The sequence below is a fragment of the Rhodospirillales bacterium RIFCSPLOWO2_02_FULL_58_16 genome, assembly GCA_001830425.1.
In the GTDB taxonomy this organism is placed as follows: Bacteria; Pseudomonadota; Alphaproteobacteria; order Rhodospirillales; family 2-02-FULL-58-16; genus 2-02-FULL-58-16.
Genome location: MIAA01000016.1, coordinates 52,253 through 71,414, shown reverse-complemented (window position 1 = coordinate 71,414; position 19,162 = coordinate 52,253). Strand labels below are relative to the sequence as shown.

Annotated in this window: 18 protein-coding genes; 3 read left to right on the top strand and 15 right to left on the bottom strand. The window is 58.5% G+C overall.

Going from position 1 to position 19,162, the window contains the following annotated elements; translation table 11 throughout:
• The 7 genes from A3H92_02205 to A3H92_02175 form a co-directional block, all read right to left on the bottom strand.
• A complete protein-coding gene (locus A3H92_02205; GenBank protein ID OHC75508.1) occupies positions 1-1,227 on the bottom strand; it encodes an LPS biosynthesis protein in 1,227 nt (408 codons plus the stop codon).
• A 1-nt stretch (position 1,228) separates the two neighbouring features.
• Entirely contained in the window at positions 1,229-2,320 is a 1,092-nt protein-coding gene (locus A3H92_02200) for an N-acetylneuraminate synthase (GenBank protein OHC75507.1), read from the bottom strand.
• Positions 2,317-3,480: a UDP-N-acetyl-D-glucosamine 2-epimerase, UDP-hydrolysing gene (locus A3H92_02195; GenBank protein OHC75506.1), complete on the bottom strand. Its 1,164-nt coding sequence runs from the start codon at positions 3,478-3,480 to the stop codon at positions 2,317-2,319. The genes A3H92_02200 and A3H92_02195 overlap by 4 nt, the downstream gene beginning before the upstream one ends.
• Complete coding sequence (locus tag A3H92_02190; protein OHC75742.1) at positions 3,470-4,630, bottom strand: aminotransferase DegT; 1,161 nt, start codon at positions 4,628-4,630, stop codon at positions 3,470-3,472. The genes A3H92_02195 and A3H92_02190 overlap by 11 nt, the downstream gene beginning before the upstream one ends.
• 5 nt (positions 4,631-4,635) lie before the next feature.
• Positions 4,636-5,631, bottom strand: coding sequence for an NAD-dependent dehydratase (locus A3H92_02185; GenBank protein ID OHC75505.1), 996 nt, complete (start codon positions 5,629-5,631; stop codon positions 4,636-4,638).
• A 90-nt stretch (positions 5,632-5,721) separates the two neighbouring features.
• Positions 5,722-6,225: a hypothetical protein gene (locus A3H92_02180; protein OHC75504.1), complete on the bottom strand. Its 504-nt coding sequence runs from the start codon at positions 6,223-6,225 to the stop codon at positions 5,722-5,724.
• Positions 6,226-6,233: 8 nt separating this feature from the next.
• The gene (locus tag A3H92_02175) at positions 6,234-6,905 is read right to left on the bottom strand and encodes a hypothetical protein (protein OHC75503.1); all 672 of its coding nucleotides are present in this window, start codon (positions 6,903-6,905) and stop codon (positions 6,234-6,236) included.
• Between the two features lie 328 nt (positions 6,906-7,233).
• On the opposite strand from A3H92_02175, the gene A3H92_02170 reads away from it, so the two are divergent.
• A complete protein-coding gene (locus A3H92_02170; GenBank protein ID OHC75741.1) occupies positions 7,234-7,725 on the top strand; it encodes a hypothetical protein in 492 nt (163 codons plus the stop codon).
• An 11-nt stretch (positions 7,726-7,736) separates the two neighbouring features.
• Here the strand turns inward: A3H92_02170 and A3H92_02165 are convergent, their stop codons facing one another.
• Genes A3H92_02165 through A3H92_02145 form a run of 5 tightly spaced genes read right to left on the bottom strand, consistent with a single transcriptional unit; the run spans position 7,737 to position 11,930 of the window.
• Complete coding sequence (locus tag A3H92_02165) at positions 7,737-8,156, bottom strand: rubrerythrin (GenBank protein ID OHC75502.1); 420 nt, start codon at positions 8,154-8,156, stop codon at positions 7,737-7,739.
• 10 nt (positions 8,157-8,166) lie between these two features.
• Positions 8,167-8,880 carry a hypothetical protein gene (locus A3H92_02160; GenBank protein ID OHC75501.1) on the bottom strand — a complete coding sequence of 238 codons (714 nt, stop codon included), beginning with the start codon at positions 8,878-8,880 and terminating at the stop codon, positions 8,167-8,169.
• Complete coding sequence (locus A3H92_02155) at positions 8,881-10,395, bottom strand: ABC transporter permease (GenBank protein OHC75500.1); 1,515 nt, start codon at positions 10,393-10,395, stop codon at positions 8,881-8,883.
• The gene (locus A3H92_02150) at positions 10,376-11,032 is read right to left on the bottom strand and encodes a hypothetical protein (protein ID OHC75499.1); all 657 of its coding nucleotides are present in this window, start codon (positions 11,030-11,032) and stop codon (positions 10,376-10,378) included. Before A3H92_02150 ends, A3H92_02155 begins: the two co-directional genes overlap by 20 nt.
• A 34-nt stretch (positions 11,033-11,066) precedes the next feature.
• Positions 11,067-11,930, bottom strand: a complete 864-nt coding sequence (locus A3H92_02145; protein ID OHC75498.1) for a putative selenate ABC transporter substrate-binding protein — start codon at positions 11,928-11,930, stop codon at positions 11,067-11,069.
• A 230-nt stretch (positions 11,931-12,160) separates the two neighbouring features.
• On the opposite strand from A3H92_02145, the gene A3H92_02140 reads away from it, so the two are divergent.
• Complete coding sequence (locus A3H92_02140; protein ID OHC75497.1) at positions 12,161-13,576, top strand: hypothetical protein; 1,416 nt, start codon at positions 12,161-12,163, stop codon at positions 13,574-13,576.
• 180 nt (positions 13,577-13,756) lie between these two features.
• The gene (locus tag A3H92_02135) at positions 13,757-14,599 is read left to right on the top strand and encodes an addiction module toxin RelE (GenBank protein OHC75496.1); all 843 of its coding nucleotides are present in this window, start codon (positions 13,757-13,759) and stop codon (positions 14,597-14,599) included.
• Between the two features lie 104 nt (positions 14,600-14,703).
• On the opposite strand, the gene A3H92_02130 is transcribed toward A3H92_02135, so the two are convergent.
• The 3 genes from A3H92_02130 to A3H92_02120 all read right to left on the bottom strand — a co-directional run.
• A complete protein-coding gene (locus tag A3H92_02130; GenBank protein OHC75495.1) occupies positions 14,704-15,249 on the bottom strand; it encodes a hypothetical protein in 546 nt (181 codons plus the stop codon).
• 399 nt (positions 15,250-15,648) lie between these two features.
• A complete protein-coding gene (locus A3H92_02125) occupies positions 15,649-17,430 on the bottom strand; it encodes a hypothetical protein (protein ID OHC75494.1) in 1,782 nt (593 codons plus the stop codon).
• On the bottom strand, positions 17,430-19,162 hold a 1,733-nt coding region (locus A3H92_02120; GenBank protein OHC75740.1), incomplete at its 5' end, for an oligoendopeptidase F. The genes A3H92_02120 and A3H92_02125, both read right to left, overlap by 1 nt.

The window sequence follows — 19,162 nt, the reverse complement described above, 5'->3', positions numbered from 1 at the left end:
TCAGGCTTCATTTTCCCATGCGGGATGACGCAAGACCCATTTATCGCCGTCTTGCATCCACAGGTGGGGGGAGCGGAACTTGTCTTGAATCTTGAGGAAGTGTTCAGGCTCCATTTCAATGTAATCCATCACATCCTTGAAATAACGTTCGGGGAACTCGCCGTCGAAACGCTTGGCCAGGGCGATGCCTTCTTCCCTGGTGATGTGCTTGTTGCGGATTTCCTGGCTGGCGTCGTAGGTGGCGCGGCCGAGGCCGAACTTGATCCAGGTAGTGTAGTAGTGGAAGCCGTCGATTTTGTCGTCCAGGCTGTTGTATTTGCTGTAGGTGCCTTCGGTTCTTATCGGATTGGCCTCAAAGCCGGTGTTCTCGACGGCGTAATAGTAAGCCTCCTGGGGCGTCCATCTGGTGTAGTAGCCGAGATAGTGGACCTGAATTTTCTTTTCCCGGAGTTCCTGCGGGGCGGGCGGAAAGTATGGCGACAGCTCGTTAAGGGTGAGTCCGTGCTTTTCGATCAGTTCAGGCACCGCCACTCCGGCCAGATAGACTTCGGAAAGGTCGTCTGCCGAGAAGTATGACTCATCGCGGCGCGCCGATGTCGATTCGGCGATGGGGTTGCCGTACTCGGCTTCCGACTCGCCGTAAAAGACCAACGGAATATCAAACTTCGCGGCCATCTTCGGCGCCAGATTTTTTTGCCCGAGGATAAAGGTCTGAAACGGGTGAAACAGGTTCTCGATGGAAAGCCGGGTCAGCAGCTTCTGGGCGCGGCCATTGGGCTTGAAGGAGATGTTGTCAAAGCCGCCGATTTCGATCCACGAACGGAAATTTTTCAATCCGATGTCCGTATAAAGAATCGGCGGCCAGGTTACGGTCAACGGGTTCATGCCGTATTTGTACTTCAGGAGATGGGCGGCGATGCAGCTATCCTTGCCGCCGCTGCCCGGAACCAGACAATCGTAACCGCCGTCGGCGCGGCGATGCTTGTCAAGAAGGATGAGAAGCTCCTCCTCACGCGCTTTCCAGTCGATCTGTTCTTTCTTTTCATTGCAACGGCAGGCGTCACAGATGCCGTCACCCCAGATGTTGAGGCTGGGGGTCTTGCGCTTTATGGTGTGGCGGAACTCCGGGTACGAGGACGGCCGCTGGTTCGACATGATGCATTTTGTGCAGTACGTCACTTCCTGGGGCAGGCCGTAAAAGGCCTCGGGTACGTTAGGTTTGGTCATTTCAATTCTTCTTTCGCGCCGATTGAATCATTTCGCCTTCAGCAATATCGCATTCGGCGGGTTTGTTTATATGCCGCCAGTATTCCATGGGCGAAACGCCGGTTCCCGGGCGCATGGCCGTCAGGTGATCGGCGGTAATGATCTCCCCCTTGCGGATGTCCTTCGCCGCGAACAAGCTTTTGCGGGCGATAGAAAGATTGGCGGTTTCCGACGGTCTGATTTGTTTAACGCCGTCTCCCAGCGCGGCGGTCACATGGCGGATGGCCGTTATCATTTCCTTGAGTTCTCCCGGCTCCAGCGAGGCTTTATGGTCGGGGCCGGGAAGAGATCGGTCAAGGGTGAAGTGTTTTTCAATTATTGCCGCGCCGCGAGCGGCGGCGGCGATGGCGACGGCAATACCTGCGGAATGATCGGAAAGACCGACCGGCAGATCAAAGGTTTCGGCCAGGGCGTCCATGGCTCTCAGGTTGATATCCTCAAACGGGGCCGGATATTCGGTGGTGCAGTGCAACAGGGCGACGTTCTCTTTCAGCGCAGTCTTGCCCGCCGCCGAGGCGAAGGCTTGGCCGAAGGCGTCGCGGGAGGGAGGCTTGCCGGGCATGGCGTAGCCGAAGGCGAAGACTCCCAGGGCGTCGGCGACCTCTTCCATGGAACTCATGCCCGTCGAGCAGATTATTTTTGCGCCGCTGCTTGCCGCCGCCAGCAATAACGGGCCGTTGGTGATCTCTCCGGAAGGAATTTTAAGGGTTTTGAGCTTCATCTCATCAACGAGAAAACGCAGACTATCGTGGTCAAAGGGAGTGGAAAGAAAGTCAATTCCCCGCTCTTTGCACCGCGTCATCAGGCGGTGGTGCTGATCTTTATTCAGTTCAAGGCGACGAATCATGTCCAACTGGGACTCGGCGACGTCGGTGGTGGATTTCTGGTATTCGGCCTTGGGGGCGTCGGCGCTGACCACGCTCTCGGCTTTGAAGGTCTGGAACTTGACGGCGTCGGCCCCCGCCTCGGCGGCGACGTCTACTAAGGCCAGCGCCTTGTCCAGCTCGCCGTTATGGTTGACGCCGGCCTCGGCAATGATATAGACGCCGCTCATGACGCCGCCGGCAGGTCGTGGAAGCGTTTCACCAGGATGCCTTCCAGGGGGAAGTCTTTCAGCACGGCCTTGATTCTGGCGGCGACGCCGGGCGTTCCATAAGGATGGACGGCGCTTTGCGTGGTTTCACGGAATTCATGGCTCACGGCTTTACGGACGGCGGCGGCGATTTCGTTCCGGCTTTCGCCGCAATCGATGATCGTCGCCCCGCGAATACGGCCGCTCTGGCGTTCGCCGATATTCACCGTCGGCGTCTTTATTGCCGGCGCTTCGATAATGCCGCTGGAGGAATTGCCGATGACGGCGGCGGCGTGCTTCATGGCGCTCAGGTAACGCAACTGCCCCAGCGAGGCGCGCAGGGACACGCGGTCAGGTTGCCCGTCGGCATAGCTTTTCAGCCTGGAGGCAATATCTTTATGGCCGGGGTCGGCATTCACTCCGGTGATAAGGATATTGTAGTCGGGAAACATATCCAGCGTCGCCAAAAGCTCATTGATAGCCGTTGATGTCTCCATCAGGGTTACCGGGTGATAAGTGACCAACAGGAACCGTTTTCCCAACTTATGGCCGATGGCGTTCTCCAGCTCGGGCCTGCTCAGCAGGTCAAGATAGGCGATATTATCCAGACCCGGCGCTCCGACGCAAAAAACGCGCTCCGGGGTTTCGCCGAGTTGAATAACGCGCCGTCGGTAAGGCTCGGCGGCGACAAAGTGCAGATGGGCCATTTTGGTGACGGCGTGGCGCATGGCGTCGTCCATGGCGCCTTCGGAAAGTTCGCCGCCATGAATATGGGCCAGGGGAATGCGGTTCAGCATGGCGGCCTGGGCGGCGGCGAAAATCTCGAAACGGTCGCCGAGGACGACGGCGATATCGGGCTTGATCTCGCCGAGGGCCTTTGCCATGCCGGTGAGCGCGGCGCTCATCGACCGGGCGATATCAGGCGGGGCGTCGCCGGACAAATGAAGGTCTACTTTGGCGTTGATGGCGAATCCGTCTTCTTCGATGACGCGCCAGGTTTCTCCGAATTCGGGCGACAGGTGGGCGCCGGTCACTATCAGCCGCAATTCCAGGTCCGCGTCGTCCCTGATTTCCCTGAGCAGCCAGGACAGCAACCCGTACTCGGCCCGCGACCCGGTGATGACGCAGACGCTACGAGTCATTTTCCAGGTTGGGGCTGGAGGGAATATTGATAATGCGCGCGTACAGGTCTTCGGCGACATCCAGGTTCATGCTCGGGCAATTCTTGTACATTTCCAGATGGTGCATGGGACGCCATGTCGGGCGCGTCATCACTCCGGCATCGTTGGCGGCTTCCAGGATGGAATCTCTCAGGCCGGCATGCTCTTTCTCAAGGATCAATGCGTTGAGCCAGTAGTTGCTGCGGCAATTTTGCGGCTCATGGAAAAAGCGGACGCCGGCGATGCCGGCAAAAGCCTCACCATAGCGCCGGGCCAAACGCCGTTTGCGGTCGATGAATCCCGGCAGTTGCTCCATTTGCGCACAGCCGATGGCGGCGTTGATGTTGGGCATCCGGTAATTGAACCCCACCCGGTCATGGATGAACTCCCAGCGGTGAGGCAACTTGGCGGTGGTGGTCAGGTGTCTGGCCGCCTTGGCCAGTTCCTTGTCGTTGGTAAGGACCGCGCCGCCGCCGCCGGTGGTTATGATCTTGTTGCCGTTGAAACTCAAGGCGCTGAGAAGGCCGTCTCTGCCCGTATGGCGATCTTTGTAAAAGGAGCCTAGGGATTCGGCGGCGTCCTCGATCAACGGCAACTTGAAATGCCGGCATACCTTGATCAGCGGATCGATATCCACCGGATGGCCGAAGGTGTGCATGCAAACGACGGCGGCGATTCTTTTTCCGGTGCGCCGGTTGAAGCACTTCCCTTGGGTGATATGGGCGGTGCGTTCCAGGTATTTTTCCAGCTTGGCCGGGTCCAGGCCGAGGGTTGCTTCTTCGCTGTCGGCGAAGTGAGGGACGGCGCCGCAATAGGCGACGGCGTTGGCGGTGGCGACGAAGGTCAGCGTCGGGATGATGACTTCGTCGCCGGAGGCGACGCCGGCCATCAATAGACATGTATGCAGCGCCGCCGTTCCGTTGACGCAGGCGACGGCGTATCCGGCGCCGGTATAATCGGCAAGGACGCCCTCGAAGCGGTCAACGAAGGCGCCGACGGGAGATACCCAGCCCGACTTCAGGCATTCTTCGACATAAACCCGTTCATTGCCGGCGATTTCCGGTTCATGGAGGGGCGAGCCGGAGGGGATTGCTTCGGCAAGAATTTTGACGATTTTTTTAGCGCTGAAGATGACGACTACACCATATACTTTGCATCTGCCCGTACGCGGTCCATGCGGGGGCGCCACCAGTCGATGGTGCGTCGCAGTCCTTCCTCCAGGGAGACGGACGGCGTCCAGCCCGATGCCTCTTTAAGTTTGGCGGCATCGGCCATCAGGGCCATGACCTCGCTGTCGGCCGGGCGTTTGCGCGCCTCTTCCTGAATGATCGGCTTGTCGCAGCCGATGATGGCGCACGTCATTTTTACCATGTCGCCGATGGCGACCATGCGTCCGCTGCCGGCGTTGAATGTCTTGCCTGTGTTGCCGTCATCCAGCTCGGCGGCCTTGAGGAAGGCCGAAACGGTGTCGCTTACATAATTAAAGTCGCGGGACGGCGATAAATCACCCAGTCGGATAGCGTCGCAACGAGAATCCAGCGCCTGGCGGATGACCGTGCTGATAACCGCCCGTTCGCTCTGGCGCGGGCCATATGTGTTGAAGGGGCGCAGGGTGATTACCGGCAAGGCGAAGGAGCGGGCGAAAGCCTCAGCCATCATATCGGCGGCGATCTTGGAGGCGGAATAAGGGGACTGCCCCCGCAGGGGATGGTCCTCGGTAATGGGGGTAAAAAGGGCGGTGCCGTAGACTTCGCTGGTGGACGTGCAAATGACGCGGGATGCCCCGGCGTCAAGCGCTCCCTTCAATACATTGACGGCGCCCTGAACATTGGTTTGCACATAGCTGGACGGAGCTTCGTAGGAATAGGGGATAGCGATCAGGGCGGCCAGATGGAAGACCGCGTCTTGCCCTTTGCACAATTCGATCATCTGATGAGAATCACGCACGTCGCCTCTGACCAAACGCATGGAGCGGCGGATTTCCGGGTCCGTATCGTCCAGCCAGCCATGGCTGTCAAAGGAGTTGTAAAGGGCAAGGGCGGTGACCTCAGCGCCGCTTTTGACCAAGGCCTCCGCCAAATGCGAGCCGATAAAGCCGTCGGCGCCGGTTATGAAAACTTTTTGGTTTTTCAAAGCAAAATCCGCTCGTGCTACCGCAGTCCGGGTGAATTCGCCCGGACGGCAAAACTCGTTGCTTTTTTGCCGACGCCCCCCTGTCGGGGGCTATGCGCAGGCGCTGACTGTGGCCGCCGGAAGGCGGACTTTTACTTCACGGCCAAGAAGATTCAACAAGATAACAACCCGCTTGTCATCATCGGCGCAATCAAAAAAACCGACATGATCGTACATCGCTCCGGCGGTGATTCGAACCATGTCGCCTTTCTTGAAGGAACAGGCGGCGTTCAAGACAACCATGCCTGTCTCGTCCTCGTGGGTTTGAATGTCTTCGACGACGCCGGTAGGCACCGGCGTGGGAAGATGGCCCTGAGTGAACAGGCGAATCACGCCGATTGTCGAGTTGATGACATGCCAACAAGTCTGCTTTATGTCCATTTCGACAAAAAGGTAGCGGGGAAACAGGGGGGAAGGCACCCAGTCGATGCGTCTGGCGTGTCGGCGCCGCTTGAGGTGAAGGGGAAGATAGGCCGAGAACCCTTGGCGGTGAAGATTCAAGAGGGCTTGTTTTTCGCTTTTAGCGTGGGTGTAAACGACATACCACTGGTTCATGGGTTCACCTATTCCATTAAAACTTGGGGGGTGCGCGAAATATTAAGAATCGAGGGGGCAAGGATGCGTTCAACGGGCAAATGCCGCGTCAGCGCATCAAATCCATCCTGTGGGTTGTTCAAATCCGTTAATATAACTGCGTCAATTCCGCCGCCGGCATTTTTGGCGGACTGAAAATCTTTGACTATGGGAATGTCCCCGACATTGCCGCCGGCGCTTGTCGGGTCAATTACCGCAATAAGCGATATAGAGTATTCACGCGCACACAAGGTGGCGATTTCCGCCAGATCGCTGACGCCGTGCAACGCTATGCGGCTCCAGCCGTTCTCGACGCTTAGGGCAAACAGTTCCGAACACTGTCGGCGCGCATCGCGGAAGAAGTTAAAGGATATGGATAAATACTGCTGCGTAAGTTGGCTTTTCTCGGCGAATCCATGGGGGGTAAGATAATATAGATACCGGTTAGCCGGCGCCTGGGCGACCTTGACCCAGCCCTTTTTGACGCACCGTTTGAGGTAGGTGTTAACCAGTCCGAGGGCAATTCCCAACTCCACCGCCGCCGAGCGCTGCGTAACCGAACTGTTTTCGTAGATGGCGTTCAAAAGGCCGAGAGTAATCTCGGCCTCGTTGCCTAATGCGCCGGATGATTGTCTCGGCTTACTCACAACGCTTCTGCCCATGCCTGATGGCGTTCATGCGGCGAACATTACCGCGTTCATGTCACGAACGTCAAGAGGGATTCACGGCGTGAACACGATAGAGCGACCGGTCGGCAATAATAATTTCATGGTAGGATTATGATCTGCTGTATTAGTCTGTTATAGAATTACTCTGAAAAATTCTCCCCCTTGCTTCAAGGGGGAGTTAGAGGGGGTATTTGCAGCAACCTCCCCTGACCCCTCCTTGGTAAGGAGGGGAAAATGATTGAGGCCGATGGTATTATTAGATTTGAATGCGGTTCCGACTTTTAAGGGTTTACGGCCTGCCATGTTTTTTTTCCGCCGATTCATGTCGTTTTTGGTCTTTATTCTTCTTATGGCGACCTTTTTCGCCATCCCGGCGGCGTTGGCAACCGAAGGCTCCGGGTTGCCATTGCCGCGATTTGTCAGTCTGCGCGCCGGCGAGGTGAACCTGCGCACCGGCCCCGGCGTTCAATACCCGGTGGAATGGGTATATCTCCGCCAGAAACTTCCGGTGGAAGTTATCGCCGAATATCTGACCTGGCGTAAAATCAGGGATTGGCAGGGCGCCCAGGGCTGGGTTCATCAGAGCATGGTGGGGGGACTGCGCACCATCATTATTACCGGCAATACCCGCACGCTTCGACGTGAAGCCAAGGTTGAAAGCGCGCCTGTGGCGCTGGCCGATGTCGGCGTCATCGGGCAAATTCTCGAATGCCCGGAAGATTCCGGCTGGTGCAAGGTAGATATCAGCGGTCACAAGGGCTGGTTGCGACGAGTTGATTTCTGGGGCGTGCATCGTGACGAGAAAGTAGAATGATCCTCTGTTTTTTATTCCAGGGTGTTGAGCGCCTTCTGAAAGCGGCCGGCGTGTGATTTTTCGGCCTTGGCCAGCGTTTCGAACCAGTCGGCTATTTCATCGAACCCTTCATTTCTGGCGATTTTAGCCATCTCCGGGTACATTTCGGCATATTCATAGGTCTCGCCGGCAATTGCCGCCGCCAGATTATCCCTGGTGTCGCCGATGGGCATGTCGGTAGTCGGATCGCCTGCTTCTTCGAGAAATTCAAGGTGGCCATGGGCATGGCCGGTTTCGCCTTCGGCGATTGAGCGAAAGACCGAGGCGATATCGTTGAGTCCCTCAATATCGGCTTTCTGGGCGAAGTAGAGGTAACGCCGGTTCCCCTGAGCCTCGCCGCTGAACGCCTTCTTCAGATTTAATGCCGTCTTGGAACCATTTAACGGGGGCATGAAATTCTCCTTATATCCCTAAATAGACGCAAAACAAATTGACGAAACTTCCCGAAAGAAACTGACTCGCCAAGGCCATGACTATTATAGACAGCCCGATAAGGCGGCGGACAAGAGGCATTTGATCAAGGGAAACGGTCCAACGCGACAGCAGTCCGGCGGCCATCATAACCGGCAGCGTGCCGGAACCAAAGCCTATCATGACCAGCGCCCCCTTCGCCGGGTCTCCCGAGGCAAAGGCAAAAATCAGGGCGGAATAAATCAGTCCGCATGGCAACCATCCCCAAACGGCGCCGTAGAGAAGCGCTCGGCCGGGGTTGCGCGCCGGCAATAAACCGCTGCCGAGAGGCGCGATTCGCCGCCATAGCGGCGCTCCGACGCCCTCGATCAAAGCGTAAGCAGGGAACCACCCGGCCACATAAAGCCCGATGCCGCACAGCACGGCGAAGCCGAGTCCTCTTAACAGCAAACGACCGTAGCCCGGACTGAATACTTGTAAAATACCGGCGCCGAAAGCGCCGACGACGGCGCCGGCTATCGCATAGCTGCAAAGCCGTCCCAGATTGTAGGCGCCGGCATAGGTAAGCAGTTGCCTGTGGTCCCGACGAATCTCGTCAGGCAGACTCATGGTCAAGGCGCCGGCGATGCCGCCGCACATGCCGAGGCAGTGCAGGCTGCTCAACAGTCCTATTGTGAACGCCGTAAACAGGATGGACAGGTCCATTTAAACTATATCCGGGTTGGTCTTCAAGCGCAGGCGGGCGCGCACGATGCGGGAAATGTGGTCAACGGCGATGTTCAGCAGGGCGGTGATGATGATCAACGCCAGGGCGCGGTCGAAGCGGATGTCGGTAAAGGCGCTGTCCACATAAAAGCCCAGCGTCTTGATGCCGAGAATGCCGAGAATGGCGGTCTCGCGCATGATTACCTCCCAGCGGTAAAAGAGGAAAGCCATGAACTGGCCGTAAACTCTGGGGACTATATTGTAGGTGTAAAGGTTCATTCCTTTCGGCGCATCGGGGCGCAACGGCAACTCGTCCGCGTAGCGACCGATTAAATGGCCGATGATGGCTCCGTTGTGCAGCGACAGGGCGACGATGGCGGGCAGCATGGACGGCCCCCATAGCTGCAAAAAGACATAGGCGAGGATGTACTCGGGAGTCGAGCGCACGACCACCAGGAATATGTGGCCGACGGCGCGTCGGCGGCGACCGAAGAACTTTTTGGAAATCAGCGGGAAGAAAACAAGGGTCAGGATGCCGGCGCCGACCAGGGCGATCATGGTCAGCAGCACCGTGTTGACGACGCCGGGCAAAGCTTCCCTGTACAGAAGGTTCCATGCCCAATGGCCCAGGCTGTCAAGCGCGTTGCCGTCTATTGTATTAACCCACCTTAGGGGGCCGGGGATGATATCCTGGGTGAGGAAGCGCGTCACGTTGGTCATGGAGATATCGGCGCCTACCGGCAACACTATAAAAGCGCCGAGCAGATATGCCGGCAACAGCCTCGGGCGCATCCACAGCCTCATTGAGGCGATGATGATGAAGAACAGATACAGCAGCGCCGACACTTCCGAATAGTTGCCGTTGCTGAACGCCGTTTCCAGATGAAAGCCGATGGTCGGCAGGCCGACGAAGCCGAGCACGGCGGAAGAGCGCAGGCCGCATTCCATACGATACATGGTGTAGGTCTTGAAGTGAGTCCATATGTCGGGAATGCGGGCGTAAAACAATGTCGAGACGTAACCGCTGCCCTTGGGGATTGTCTTGAGCGGCGAAGCGTCGGCTTCTTCTATTATCTCCGAATAGACCTTGGCGAAGGCGCCGGCGAAGGGAATGGCGATGGCCAGGATGCCGGTGATCGGCGTCAGTCCGAAGGCTTGCAGGAAAATCAGCGCCCAGAACAACTCGTGGACGGCGCGGATGAAGGCGCAGAAAAACCTCACCGCCGGGTAGCGGAAAATCAGGGACAGGGCGAATCCGCAAGCGCTGCCCAACACGACGCCGATGAAGGCGAAGGACAGGGTATTGAGAATGGCGCCGCCCAGATGCTCGGTGGCGAAGAAGTCCGGCGTGAAAACGCCTTTCACCATGCGGGCCATTTCTCCCCACGGATCAAGGGTGGAAATTTCCACGTCGCCGACGATCAGGCAGAAGACGGCGATGCCGACGAAGGAGAGGCTGACCCTCGCCAACGGTCGGGGCGGACGATTTACATGATCAATGGTGGAAGACGTCATCGAGGTCGGAACGGGTCATGCCCGATGTCGGTTGGTCCATGACTATGCGGCCGGCCTTGACGCCGATGATGCGGTCGGCGAAGGAGAGAGCCATATCCACGTCGTGCAAAGCCAGAACCACTGTTTCATGCTCTTTAACCAGACAGTCCAGCACGACGCCCGCCTGTTTTTCATCAATCGCCGAAAGCGGCTCGTCGCCGAGCAGGATGCGGCTGTGCTGATATAGGGCGCGACCGACGGCGGTGCGTTGCTGCTGGCCGCCGGAAAGCTCGCCCGCCGGGGTGAACAGCTTGTCTTCAAAGCGCAGCCGTTGCACCACTTCGCGGATGGCCTCGACTTCTTTCTTTTTGGGGAAAGCAAGGTTTGACAGATTGTACCAGACCGAATGGCGATTCAGCCGCGCCATGAAGATGTTGTGAAAAACCGACAGCGTCTTGACCAGTCCCAGCTCCTGGGGCAGCAAGGAAGTCTCCTCCTTATGCTGGTCATAAAGGAGACCGAGGAGAGAGGATTTGCCGGCGCCGTTCGGCCCGACTATGGCGATTTTTTCTCCCCGGTGAATCTTCAGCGTTACGCCGCTGAGCGCCGGGGAGCCGTTGTATTGTACGCCGGCGTTATCAAGCTCGAACAAAAGCATAGGCCAGCGTACTCCAGAGATGCCGCTTCGTCCATCAGTCGTCCTGATCCAGCAGGCCGGTCTCCTTGCCGACGTCGAGGATCATCTGATAGTCGGCGTTGCCGGCGGGGATGAAGCTCTTGCGGGGGAATGAAGCCAGCAGGTCCGGGTCTTTCATTTCCAGCAGGGCCTTGGCGACCCTGTCCTTGAAGCCGGGGCCGAAGTCTTTATCGACGCCGCTGCGGATCGACCATTGGTAATCGGGATAAGTCGGCGTCTTCCAGATGATCTTGACCTTGGCGGGATCAATCTTGCCGTCCTTCAGGTCGTTTTCCCAGGCCTTGTAGTTGATGGCGCCGACTTGATAGGCGCCGGACTGGACCAACTGGATGGTCTTGGAGTGATCGCCGCTGAAGCCGACCGTCTTGAAGACTTCGTCGGGAGATTTGCCGAAGTGCTTGCGGATGAAATATTCGGGCATCAGGCGACCGGAGGTGGACCCCTTGGAGCCGAAGGTGAAGGTCAGGCCCTTTATGGCTTCGGGAAAATCTTTGCCCTCGTTGAGGCCGGTAGAGGCGTTGGCAATGAAATAGGTGAAGAACACCGGGTCTTCCTCGCCCTGGGCGATGGCTTCGGAACCGGGAACCCGCACCCTGGCGCGCACGCCGGAAAGGCCGCCGAACCAGGCAAGCTGGACCTGATTATTCATAAAGGCGGCGACCGACGCTCCGTAGGATTTGACCGGGACATATTTGACGTCGATGCCGAGCTGTTTGGAAAGATAGACCGCCACTTTGTCGAAGCGGCTGCGCAGCCGGGCCTCGTCTTCGTCGGGAATTGCCGTAAAGGTGAAGGTTCCGGCATGGGCGAAGGAGGCCAGGCTCAGGAGGACGGCAAATGCGAATAAAACCTTTTTCATTATTCTTCTCCACTGGAGGGCAATCGGCTTAGGGGCGGACCCTAGATCAAAGGCGTTATTATGAAAATCTTTCAATGAATCAAAAGGTTAATTGATTAATTATGTCCCCGTAATTCCCGGCAACAATTTCTTAATCCTTAATCGACAAGATTGATTCCATTAATGAAATCGTCTTGACAGAAACCATGTATAAAAGACATCTTTCCAGGGTTGTGACGGCTTGCCGCCGCTTGGGCGCACGGTGCGGCGGCGAAAACTGGGAACTGGGGATAATGTTTTTCAGGCCTTTGTTGGCGGCGGTCGTGGTGACCGCCGGGGTGGTATTGTCGGCGCGGTTCGTCCTGTACACGCCGGACGGAACCGATGCCGACGGATCATCTGTCGCCGTAGCGTTGGCGAAATCTTCATTTTCGCTGGGTAATTCCGCCGCCGCCGCCACTCTTCATCCCCGTCTCCCCGGCGAACGTGGAGTGATCTTGCCGGCTGATCCTCCTCCTTTCAGCACCTCTCTGGTTTTTAGCGACGGCGATACCCTGACTGAATTATTGAAAGACGCCGGAGCGTCATACGCGGACGCCGCCGCCGCCACCGTTGCCTTGGGTCAATATTACAATCCGCGACACATCAAGGCGGGGCAGGAAATTACCGTTGCCTTCAAACCCCGCATCGGGTTTGACGGAAGCGCCGAAGTTCCGGGGCGGTTCAACGGGTTCTCAATGGCGCCCGACTACACTCGCCTGATCGCCGTTTCCAGGTCCGACAAGGGCGGATTCGCCGTAACCGAGGAAGAACGTAAATTGTCCCGCAATCTGGTCCGCGCCACCGGCGAGATCCGCGACAGCCTTTTCGTCGCCGCCTCCAGGGCCGGCCTGCCGGCGGCAGTTTTGGCCGAGCTTATCCGCGCTTATTCCTGGGATGTTGATTTTCAGCGCGACATCCATCCCGGCGATCATTTTGAAATCATGTTCGAGCGCTTTCGCGGCGAGAACGGATCGCTGGTCCACGACGGGCGCATCCTGTACGCCGCCCTGCGTTTAAGCGGCAAGCGCCGCTCCATCTATTTTCATACTCTCAGCGACGGACAAAGTGATTACTTCAATGAAAAGGGCCAAAGCGCCCGCCGGGCGTTAATGCGCACCCCTATTGACGGCGCCCGCCTTTCATCGGGCTTCGGCCAACGGCGCCATCCCATTCTCGGCTACATGAAGCAGCATCGCGGCGTTGATTTCGCGGCGGCTCCGGGGACTCCCGTTTACGCCGCCGGAGACGGCGTTGTCGAAGAGGCGGGGTGGAACGGGGATTATGGGAAATATGTGCGCATCCGGCATAATTCGGAATACTCCACCGCCTACGCTCACATGAACAGCATCAAGATCGGCAAGGGCAAGCGTGTGCGCCAGGGCCAGGTGATCGGGCATGTCGGTTCGACCGGGCGCTCAACCGGACCCCACCTGCACTACGAGATTCTTAAAAGCGGCGTACGCGCCAACCCGCTGCTGGTGAAAATGCAGTCCGGGCGCGAGCTGAAAGGGGCGGCGCTTACCCGCTTCATGGAGGCCGTGACCAAGGTCGACTATCAACTTTCCTACCTTGCCGAAGACGCCGCCGAAACCAGGGTGGCCGGCGCCGAGGTTACGCCGCGTTAGCGAGTTCCCCGGCAATAGAGGCGAATACCCTGTTCCAGTCCTCGCCGACGCGCCGTCTGATGATTCGCGCCGAGGGATAAAAAGGAACGCCGGCGGTTCCCTGTATTGGGGGTCAGGTCTTGCCTTTTGCCATAGTGTGGCGTAGTCTGCAAAGATCGTTGTCCCGCGTGGAGTCCCGTCATGTCGCGTCCGCTACGCCTTGAATATCCGGGGGCTGTTTATCACATAACAGCGCGCGGCAACGACAAGCGACCGATTTACCTGGACGATAAGGACCGCAATCTGTTCCTCGACCGGCTCGCCGAGACGGCGCAACGCTTCGAGTGGCGGTTTTACGCCTATTGCCTGATGGGTAACCACTATCACCTGTTGATCGAGACGCCGAAGCCCAATCTTGCGTACGGCATGCGGCAGATTAACGGCGTTTATACCCAGTTGTTTAACCGGCGCCACCGGCATTGCGGGCACCTGTTTCAGGGGCGCTATAAGGCTATCCTTGTCGATGGCGAGGCTTATCTGCTGGAACTGGCCCGCTACATAGCGCTGAACCCGGTGCGGGCAAAGTTGGCGGAGAAGGCCGCCGACTGGCCATGGAGCAGTTATCGCGCCACCGTCGGCCTGACGCCAGCGCCGGGATGGCTGGCGGTGGAGGAAATCCTCGGACCGCTGGGAAGTGAGCGGGCCGCCGCGCGGCGGGCCTATGCCGCTTTTGTTGCCGAGGGTAGGAGCGACGCAGTATGGGACGAGGTGCGCAATCAGGTCTTCCTGGGCGATGAGGAGTTTGTTGTGCGTAGTTTGGAGATGATTCGAGGGAGCGCCTCGGTCGAGGTGCCGCGAAGGCAATGGCGGCCGCCGCCGCCGTCGTTGGCGGAGATCGCTGCTGCTGCGCCCGATCGCAACGAGGCCATCCGCACTGCATGGTCACTCGGCGCCTACACCCTGGCCGAGATAGGGGCGCATTTTGGTCTCCACTACAGCCGCATAAGTCGCATCGTCCGCTGCGTCGGGGTCGGCGGTCGGTAGCGGGCAAAAGGCAAGACCTGACCCCAACAGCAGGGTGGTGGTTTGCAGTATTTTCCTCGGTAGCCTTGCGCGGCTTTATGCGCAAGGTCCGGTGGAATGATGGGTTAGCCCGCAGCATTTTGTTGGGAAGGTCGATCCCAATTCAACAACCTGAGATGGGTGTCGGACTGGCCGTCAACGAAGGAAAAGAGCTTCTCCAATATCTGCGCATCGGGAGTTCCCTTGACCTTCTCTGCTTGATAAAGCGCGATTCGTCCCGCAGTGACTTTGGCGGCTTCCGCCTTGAAAGCCGCGAGGCTTTCTTCTGTAACTACTTCTCCTGTGGCCGAGTATCGGATCGGGTCGTGGGAAATATCGACCATGGGGCCGTGTTTCTCGAAACTATCGTTATAAGCAAAATGTTCTGCCGTTTTCTTCGCAAAAGCTGGATCAACCTCCGCATTGCGAAGCGTGACAGCCCGGTAATTGAGCCATTGATTGCCCGACGTTTCGGTTGCGACCAGATCGCGGGCAGCTTGCGAAATGGTTACGGTATAGGCCGAACTTGCCGCAGGGGCGGCCGAACTTGCCGACGATGTTGCAGCCAGTTCATTCTGCCGCGATACGACCCTAGAGAAAGAGAACAACGGGTTCGACTCTTGGACTTGCATGACGGGCCTCCCATATTTGATGATGACAACATCGTTGACGCAAGAAGCGCGCCATCCATTCCGGTGCTATGTGGGCTAACTTAATAATATACGGACCCACCGATCATTCCTCGCCTTCCGAGTCCGGCCCGTCTTCCGTTGCTATGATACGTAATAGCGGTTCGCTGTTCATGCAAAGGGGTCATGAGGTCATGGGGTCAGGTCTTGCTTTTTGCCTCAACTGCAAGCGTAGCGGGGTCACGGCATTAGGCAAAAGACAAGACCTGACCCCAATATTTACAGGACGCGAACTGAAAGGGGCGGCGCTGACCCGTTTCATGGAATCCGTAACCAAGGTCGACTATCAACTTTCCTACCTTGCCGAAGACGCCGCCGAAACCAGGGTGGCCGGCGCCGAGGTTACGCCGCGTTAGCAAGTTCCCCGGCAATAGAGGCGAATACCCTGTTCCAGTCCTCGCCGACGCGCTGCCTGATGATTCGCGCCGAGGGATAAAAGGGAACGCCGGTGGTTCCCAGCGACACTATGCACGGATGGGGCGGATGGAAGGCGAAGGTGGGGATGCCCAACGCGCCGCCCATCTCGTAGATAGAGGTCAGCGGCGTAACCACCGCGTCCAGACATGAGGTCAGCGCCGCCGCGCCGTCCAGATCATTCATCAGATCGGTATCGTTCCATGTGTGAATAACAATGCCGAAACGCTTTTCGGCCTCGGCGATCTCGTCGGCGCAGCGGTCATACTGGAGATTTACGAATATCGTATTGTCCATGGTCAGCAGCGGCGCCATGTCGGCGAGGGCGGCGAAGTAGATGCGGCGGCTGTGGGTCATCAGCCCGCTGCGCCATGACAGACCTACCTTCAAACCCTTCCCCAACGCCGACAGGCGGTCCCGCCAGAACCGTCGCCGTTCTTCATCAACCGCCAGATAGCTTGACCGCTCCGGGAAGTCGCTGACGGCGGGTCGCAGGAACTTCAGCAGGCTGCCCATGGAGAGATGATAATCAAACGTCGCCTCGCCGTTTTCGGCTTCAAGGTAGGGGCGGGCGTGTACGCAGGCCTGGGGAAAGGAACGGGCGAACAAACCCGCCAGCCGGGGATCGCACTCAACGGCGCAATCGGCGCCCATGTCAATAATATCGGGGATCATCGAGGCAAAGCAGATTTCATCGCCCACGCCCTGTTCCGCCGATAACAGGATCGACTTGCCTTTGAGGGATGATCCATTCCAGTCCGGCTGGGGAAAGCCCCTTTTGCGCATCGGCGGCGAGGCGCGTTTCCAGCGCCACTCATATTCGGTCCATCCCTGCGGCAATTCACCCCGCGCCAGTAAAACGCCGGACAAGTTGCAGTGGGCGCCGGCGTGGTCGGGATCGATTTTCAAGGCGCGATGAAAATGGTCAAGCGCCTCGTCGGTTCTGTCCGGCCCGAGCAGGGCCGCGCCCATATTGTTGAGGGCGTCGGCATGATCGGGGTCGATTTCCAGCGCCCGGCGGTAGTGGGCCATGGCTTCGTCCGCCCTGTCCAGGTCTTCCAGCGCCGCGCCGAGGTTGGAATGGGCGTCGGCGTTTCCGGGATCGATTTCCAGCGCCCGAAGCAACGACTCGGCGGCTTCGTCAAGACGATCCAGGTTGATCAGCGCCGTACCCAGGTTGTAGTGGGCGGCGTCGTCGTCGGGAGCAAGGGCGGTCGCCCGTTTTAGCGAGTCGACGGCTTCCCCAAATCGCCTCAGGCCGTTAAGGGCGAGGCCGAGATTGAAATGAGCCTGGTCCAGGCCGGGGTCGATGCGCAGCGACTCTTGATAACAGGCGACCGCCTGTTCAGCCTCGCCGAGGTCGGCCAGCACATTGCCGAGGTTGTAGTGGGCGGCGGCGTTGCCGGGGGCGGCCTCAACGGCGCGGCGATAGCTGCCGGCGGCATCGTTCAATCTGCCCAGTTTCCTCTGCGCCGCCGCCAGATTGAAAAAGGCCTCGGCGTGGCCGGGGTTGTTTGCCAGCGCCTTTTCGATATAGGCGACGCCCTGTTCTTCATCGCCCATGCGTAAACACAGCCGCCCCGAGAAATACAGGGCGTCGAAATCATCGGGATGCCGACCGCGAATCTCCGCCGCCATCCGTTGTGCCTCATCCATCCTTCCCGCCCGGAAATGGTGAAGGGCCTGATTTAGCGCCGCCCTTAAAGACATTACTCCATCGCCTCCAGTTCATCGATGAAGCCGGAGATGACAGCGAGGCCGCGCTTCCAGAAGCCGGGGTCCGAGGCGTTGAGGCCGAAGGGAGCCAACAGTTCCTTGTGCCGGAGAGTTCCGCCGGCGCGCAGCATGTTCATGTACTTGTCCTGAAAGCCGTCATGCCCGTCACTGAAGACGCCGTACAGCGAGTTCACCAGACAGTCGCCGAAGGCATAGGCGTAGACATAAAAAGGGGTATGCACGAAGTGGGGAATGTAGGCCCAGTAGTTGCGGTATTCCCCATCAAGGCGGATGGCCGGGCCGAGGCTTCGGCTTTGCGTCTCCATCCATATTTTGCCGAGGAGTTCGGCGCTGAGTTCCTTCTTTCGGCGCAGGTCGTGAACAAGCGTCTCGAACTGATGAAAGGCGATCTGGCGGACTACCGTGTTCAGCATGTCTTCGACCTTGCCGGCGAGCAGGATGCGACGGCGTCCGGCATCGGCTTCGCCGTTCAGCATGGCGCGGAAGGTCAGCATCTCGCCGAAGACGGAAGCGGTCTCGGCCAGGGTCAGCGGCGCGCCGGACATCAGCGCCCCCTGGCCGGCCGCCAACACCTGATGCACCCCGTGTCCGAGTTCGTGAGCCAACGTCATCACGTCGTGCGCCTTGCCGTGGAAGTTCATCAGGATATAAGGATGGATCGAAGGCGTCGTCGGATGGGAAAAAGCGCCGGAGTCCTTGCCGGGACGCACCGCTGCGTCGATCCAGCGCTGATCGAAAAAGCGCCGGGCGATATTCGCCATGTCGGGACAAAAGTCGCCGTAGGCGTTCAGTACTAAATCTTTGGCCTGTTCCCAGGAATAGCGTCGGTCGTCATCATCGGGCAGGGGCGCGTTGCGGTCCCAGTAGTCCAAAGCCTCTTGGCCGAACCAATGCGCCTTGAGCCGGTAATAGCGATGCGCCAGGGCGGGAAAAGCGTCAACCACCGATCCGGCCAGCGCTTCCACCACTTCGTCTTCCAACTGATTGCTCAGGTTGCGCTCGGCTGCGGGGTGGGGATACTTGCGCCACGAATCCTCGATCTCCTTGTCCTTGATCAGGGTGTTGGCGATCAGGGTGAACAGGCGGATGTCGGCGTTCAGCCCCGCTCCCAGCGCCTTGGCCGCCTTGCGCCTGAGGCCGCCGTCCTTGTCCGACAGCAGATTCAGGACTTCCGACATGGTCAGTTGCTTGCCGTCAACGGCGAAGCGCATGTCGGCGAAGGTCTCCTCGAACAAGCGCACCCAGGCCGCGCTTCCGGTCGGCGACTTTTCGTGAAGCAATTTCTCCAGATCGTCGGAAAGCTGATGCGTGCGGAATACCCGCGTGTTCCTGATCCATGGCGCGTAACGGGCGGCCTCGTCCGCCGTCAGTTGCGCCGCCAGCACGGCGTCGTCCAGTCGGTTGATCTCAAGGGTAAAAAACAGGGCGTCCGTCGAGATGGCGGTCACCCGCTCCCTGATGTCCTGCATGAAGCTCCCGCTTTCGGCGTTGGAGGCGTCGGCGGAAAACAGCAGTTGGGCGTAGCTCATGATCTTGTCGAGAATCTCGGAGAGGGATTCATAGGCGGTGATGGCGGAACCCAGTTGCAGGCCGTTCAGTTCGGCCAAGTGTCCCCGGTAGCGGTTGTTAAAGGCTTTGGCCTCATTGCTTGCCCGTTCCAGGTCGGCCTTCAACTCCGGCGCCTGCGGCCCGGCGTAAAGATCGC

Bases quoted from the DNA above. Each gene is read 5' to 3' on its own strand.
- A3H92_02205 (OHC75508.1), bottom strand. From the start codon at position 1,227: ATGACCAAACCTAACGTACCCGAGGCCTTTTACGGCCTGCCCCAGGAA.
- A3H92_02200 (OHC75507.1), bottom strand. From the start codon at position 2,320: ATGAGCGGCGTCTATATCATTGCCGAGGCCGGCGTCAACCATAACGGC.
- A3H92_02195 (OHC75506.1), bottom strand. From the start codon at position 3,480: ATGACTCGTAGCGTCTGCGTCATCACCGGGTCGCGGGCCGAGTACGGG.
- A3H92_02180 (OHC75504.1), bottom strand. From the start codon at position 6,225: ATGAACCAGTGGTATGTCGTTTACACCCACGCTAAAAGCGAAAAACAA.
- A3H92_02175 (OHC75503.1), bottom strand. From the start codon at position 6,905: ATGGGCAGAAGCGTTGTGAGTAAGCCGAGACAATCATCCGGCGCATTA.
- A3H92_02170 (OHC75741.1), top strand. From the start codon at position 7,234: ATGTCGTTTTTGGTCTTTATTCTTCTTATGGCGACCTTTTTCGCCATC.
- A3H92_02165 (OHC75502.1), bottom strand. From the start codon at position 8,156: ATGCCCCCGTTAAATGGTTCCAAGACGGCATTAAATCTGAAGAAGGCG.
- A3H92_02160 (OHC75501.1), bottom strand. From the start codon at position 8,880: ATGGACCTGTCCATCCTGTTTACGGCGTTCACAATAGGACTGTTGAGC.
- A3H92_02155 (OHC75500.1), bottom strand. From the start codon at position 10,395: ATGACGTCTTCCACCATTGATCATGTAAATCGTCCGCCCCGACCGTTG.
- A3H92_02150 (OHC75499.1), bottom strand. From the start codon at position 11,032: ATGCTTTTGTTCGAGCTTGATAACGCCGGCGTACAATACAACGGCTCC.
- A3H92_02145 (OHC75498.1), bottom strand. From the start codon at position 11,930: ATGAAAAAGGTTTTATTCGCATTTGCCGTCCTCCTGAGCCTGGCCTCC.
- A3H92_02135 (OHC75496.1), top strand. From the start codon at position 13,757: ATGTCGCGTCCGCTACGCCTTGAATATCCGGGGGCTGTTTATCACATA.
- A3H92_02130 (OHC75495.1), bottom strand. From the start codon at position 15,249: ATGCAAGTCCAAGAGTCGAACCCGTTGTTCTCTTTCTCTAGGGTCGTA.
- A3H92_02125 (OHC75494.1), bottom strand. From the start codon at position 17,430: ATGTCTTTAAGGGCGGCGCTAAATCAGGCCCTTCACCATTTCCGGGCG.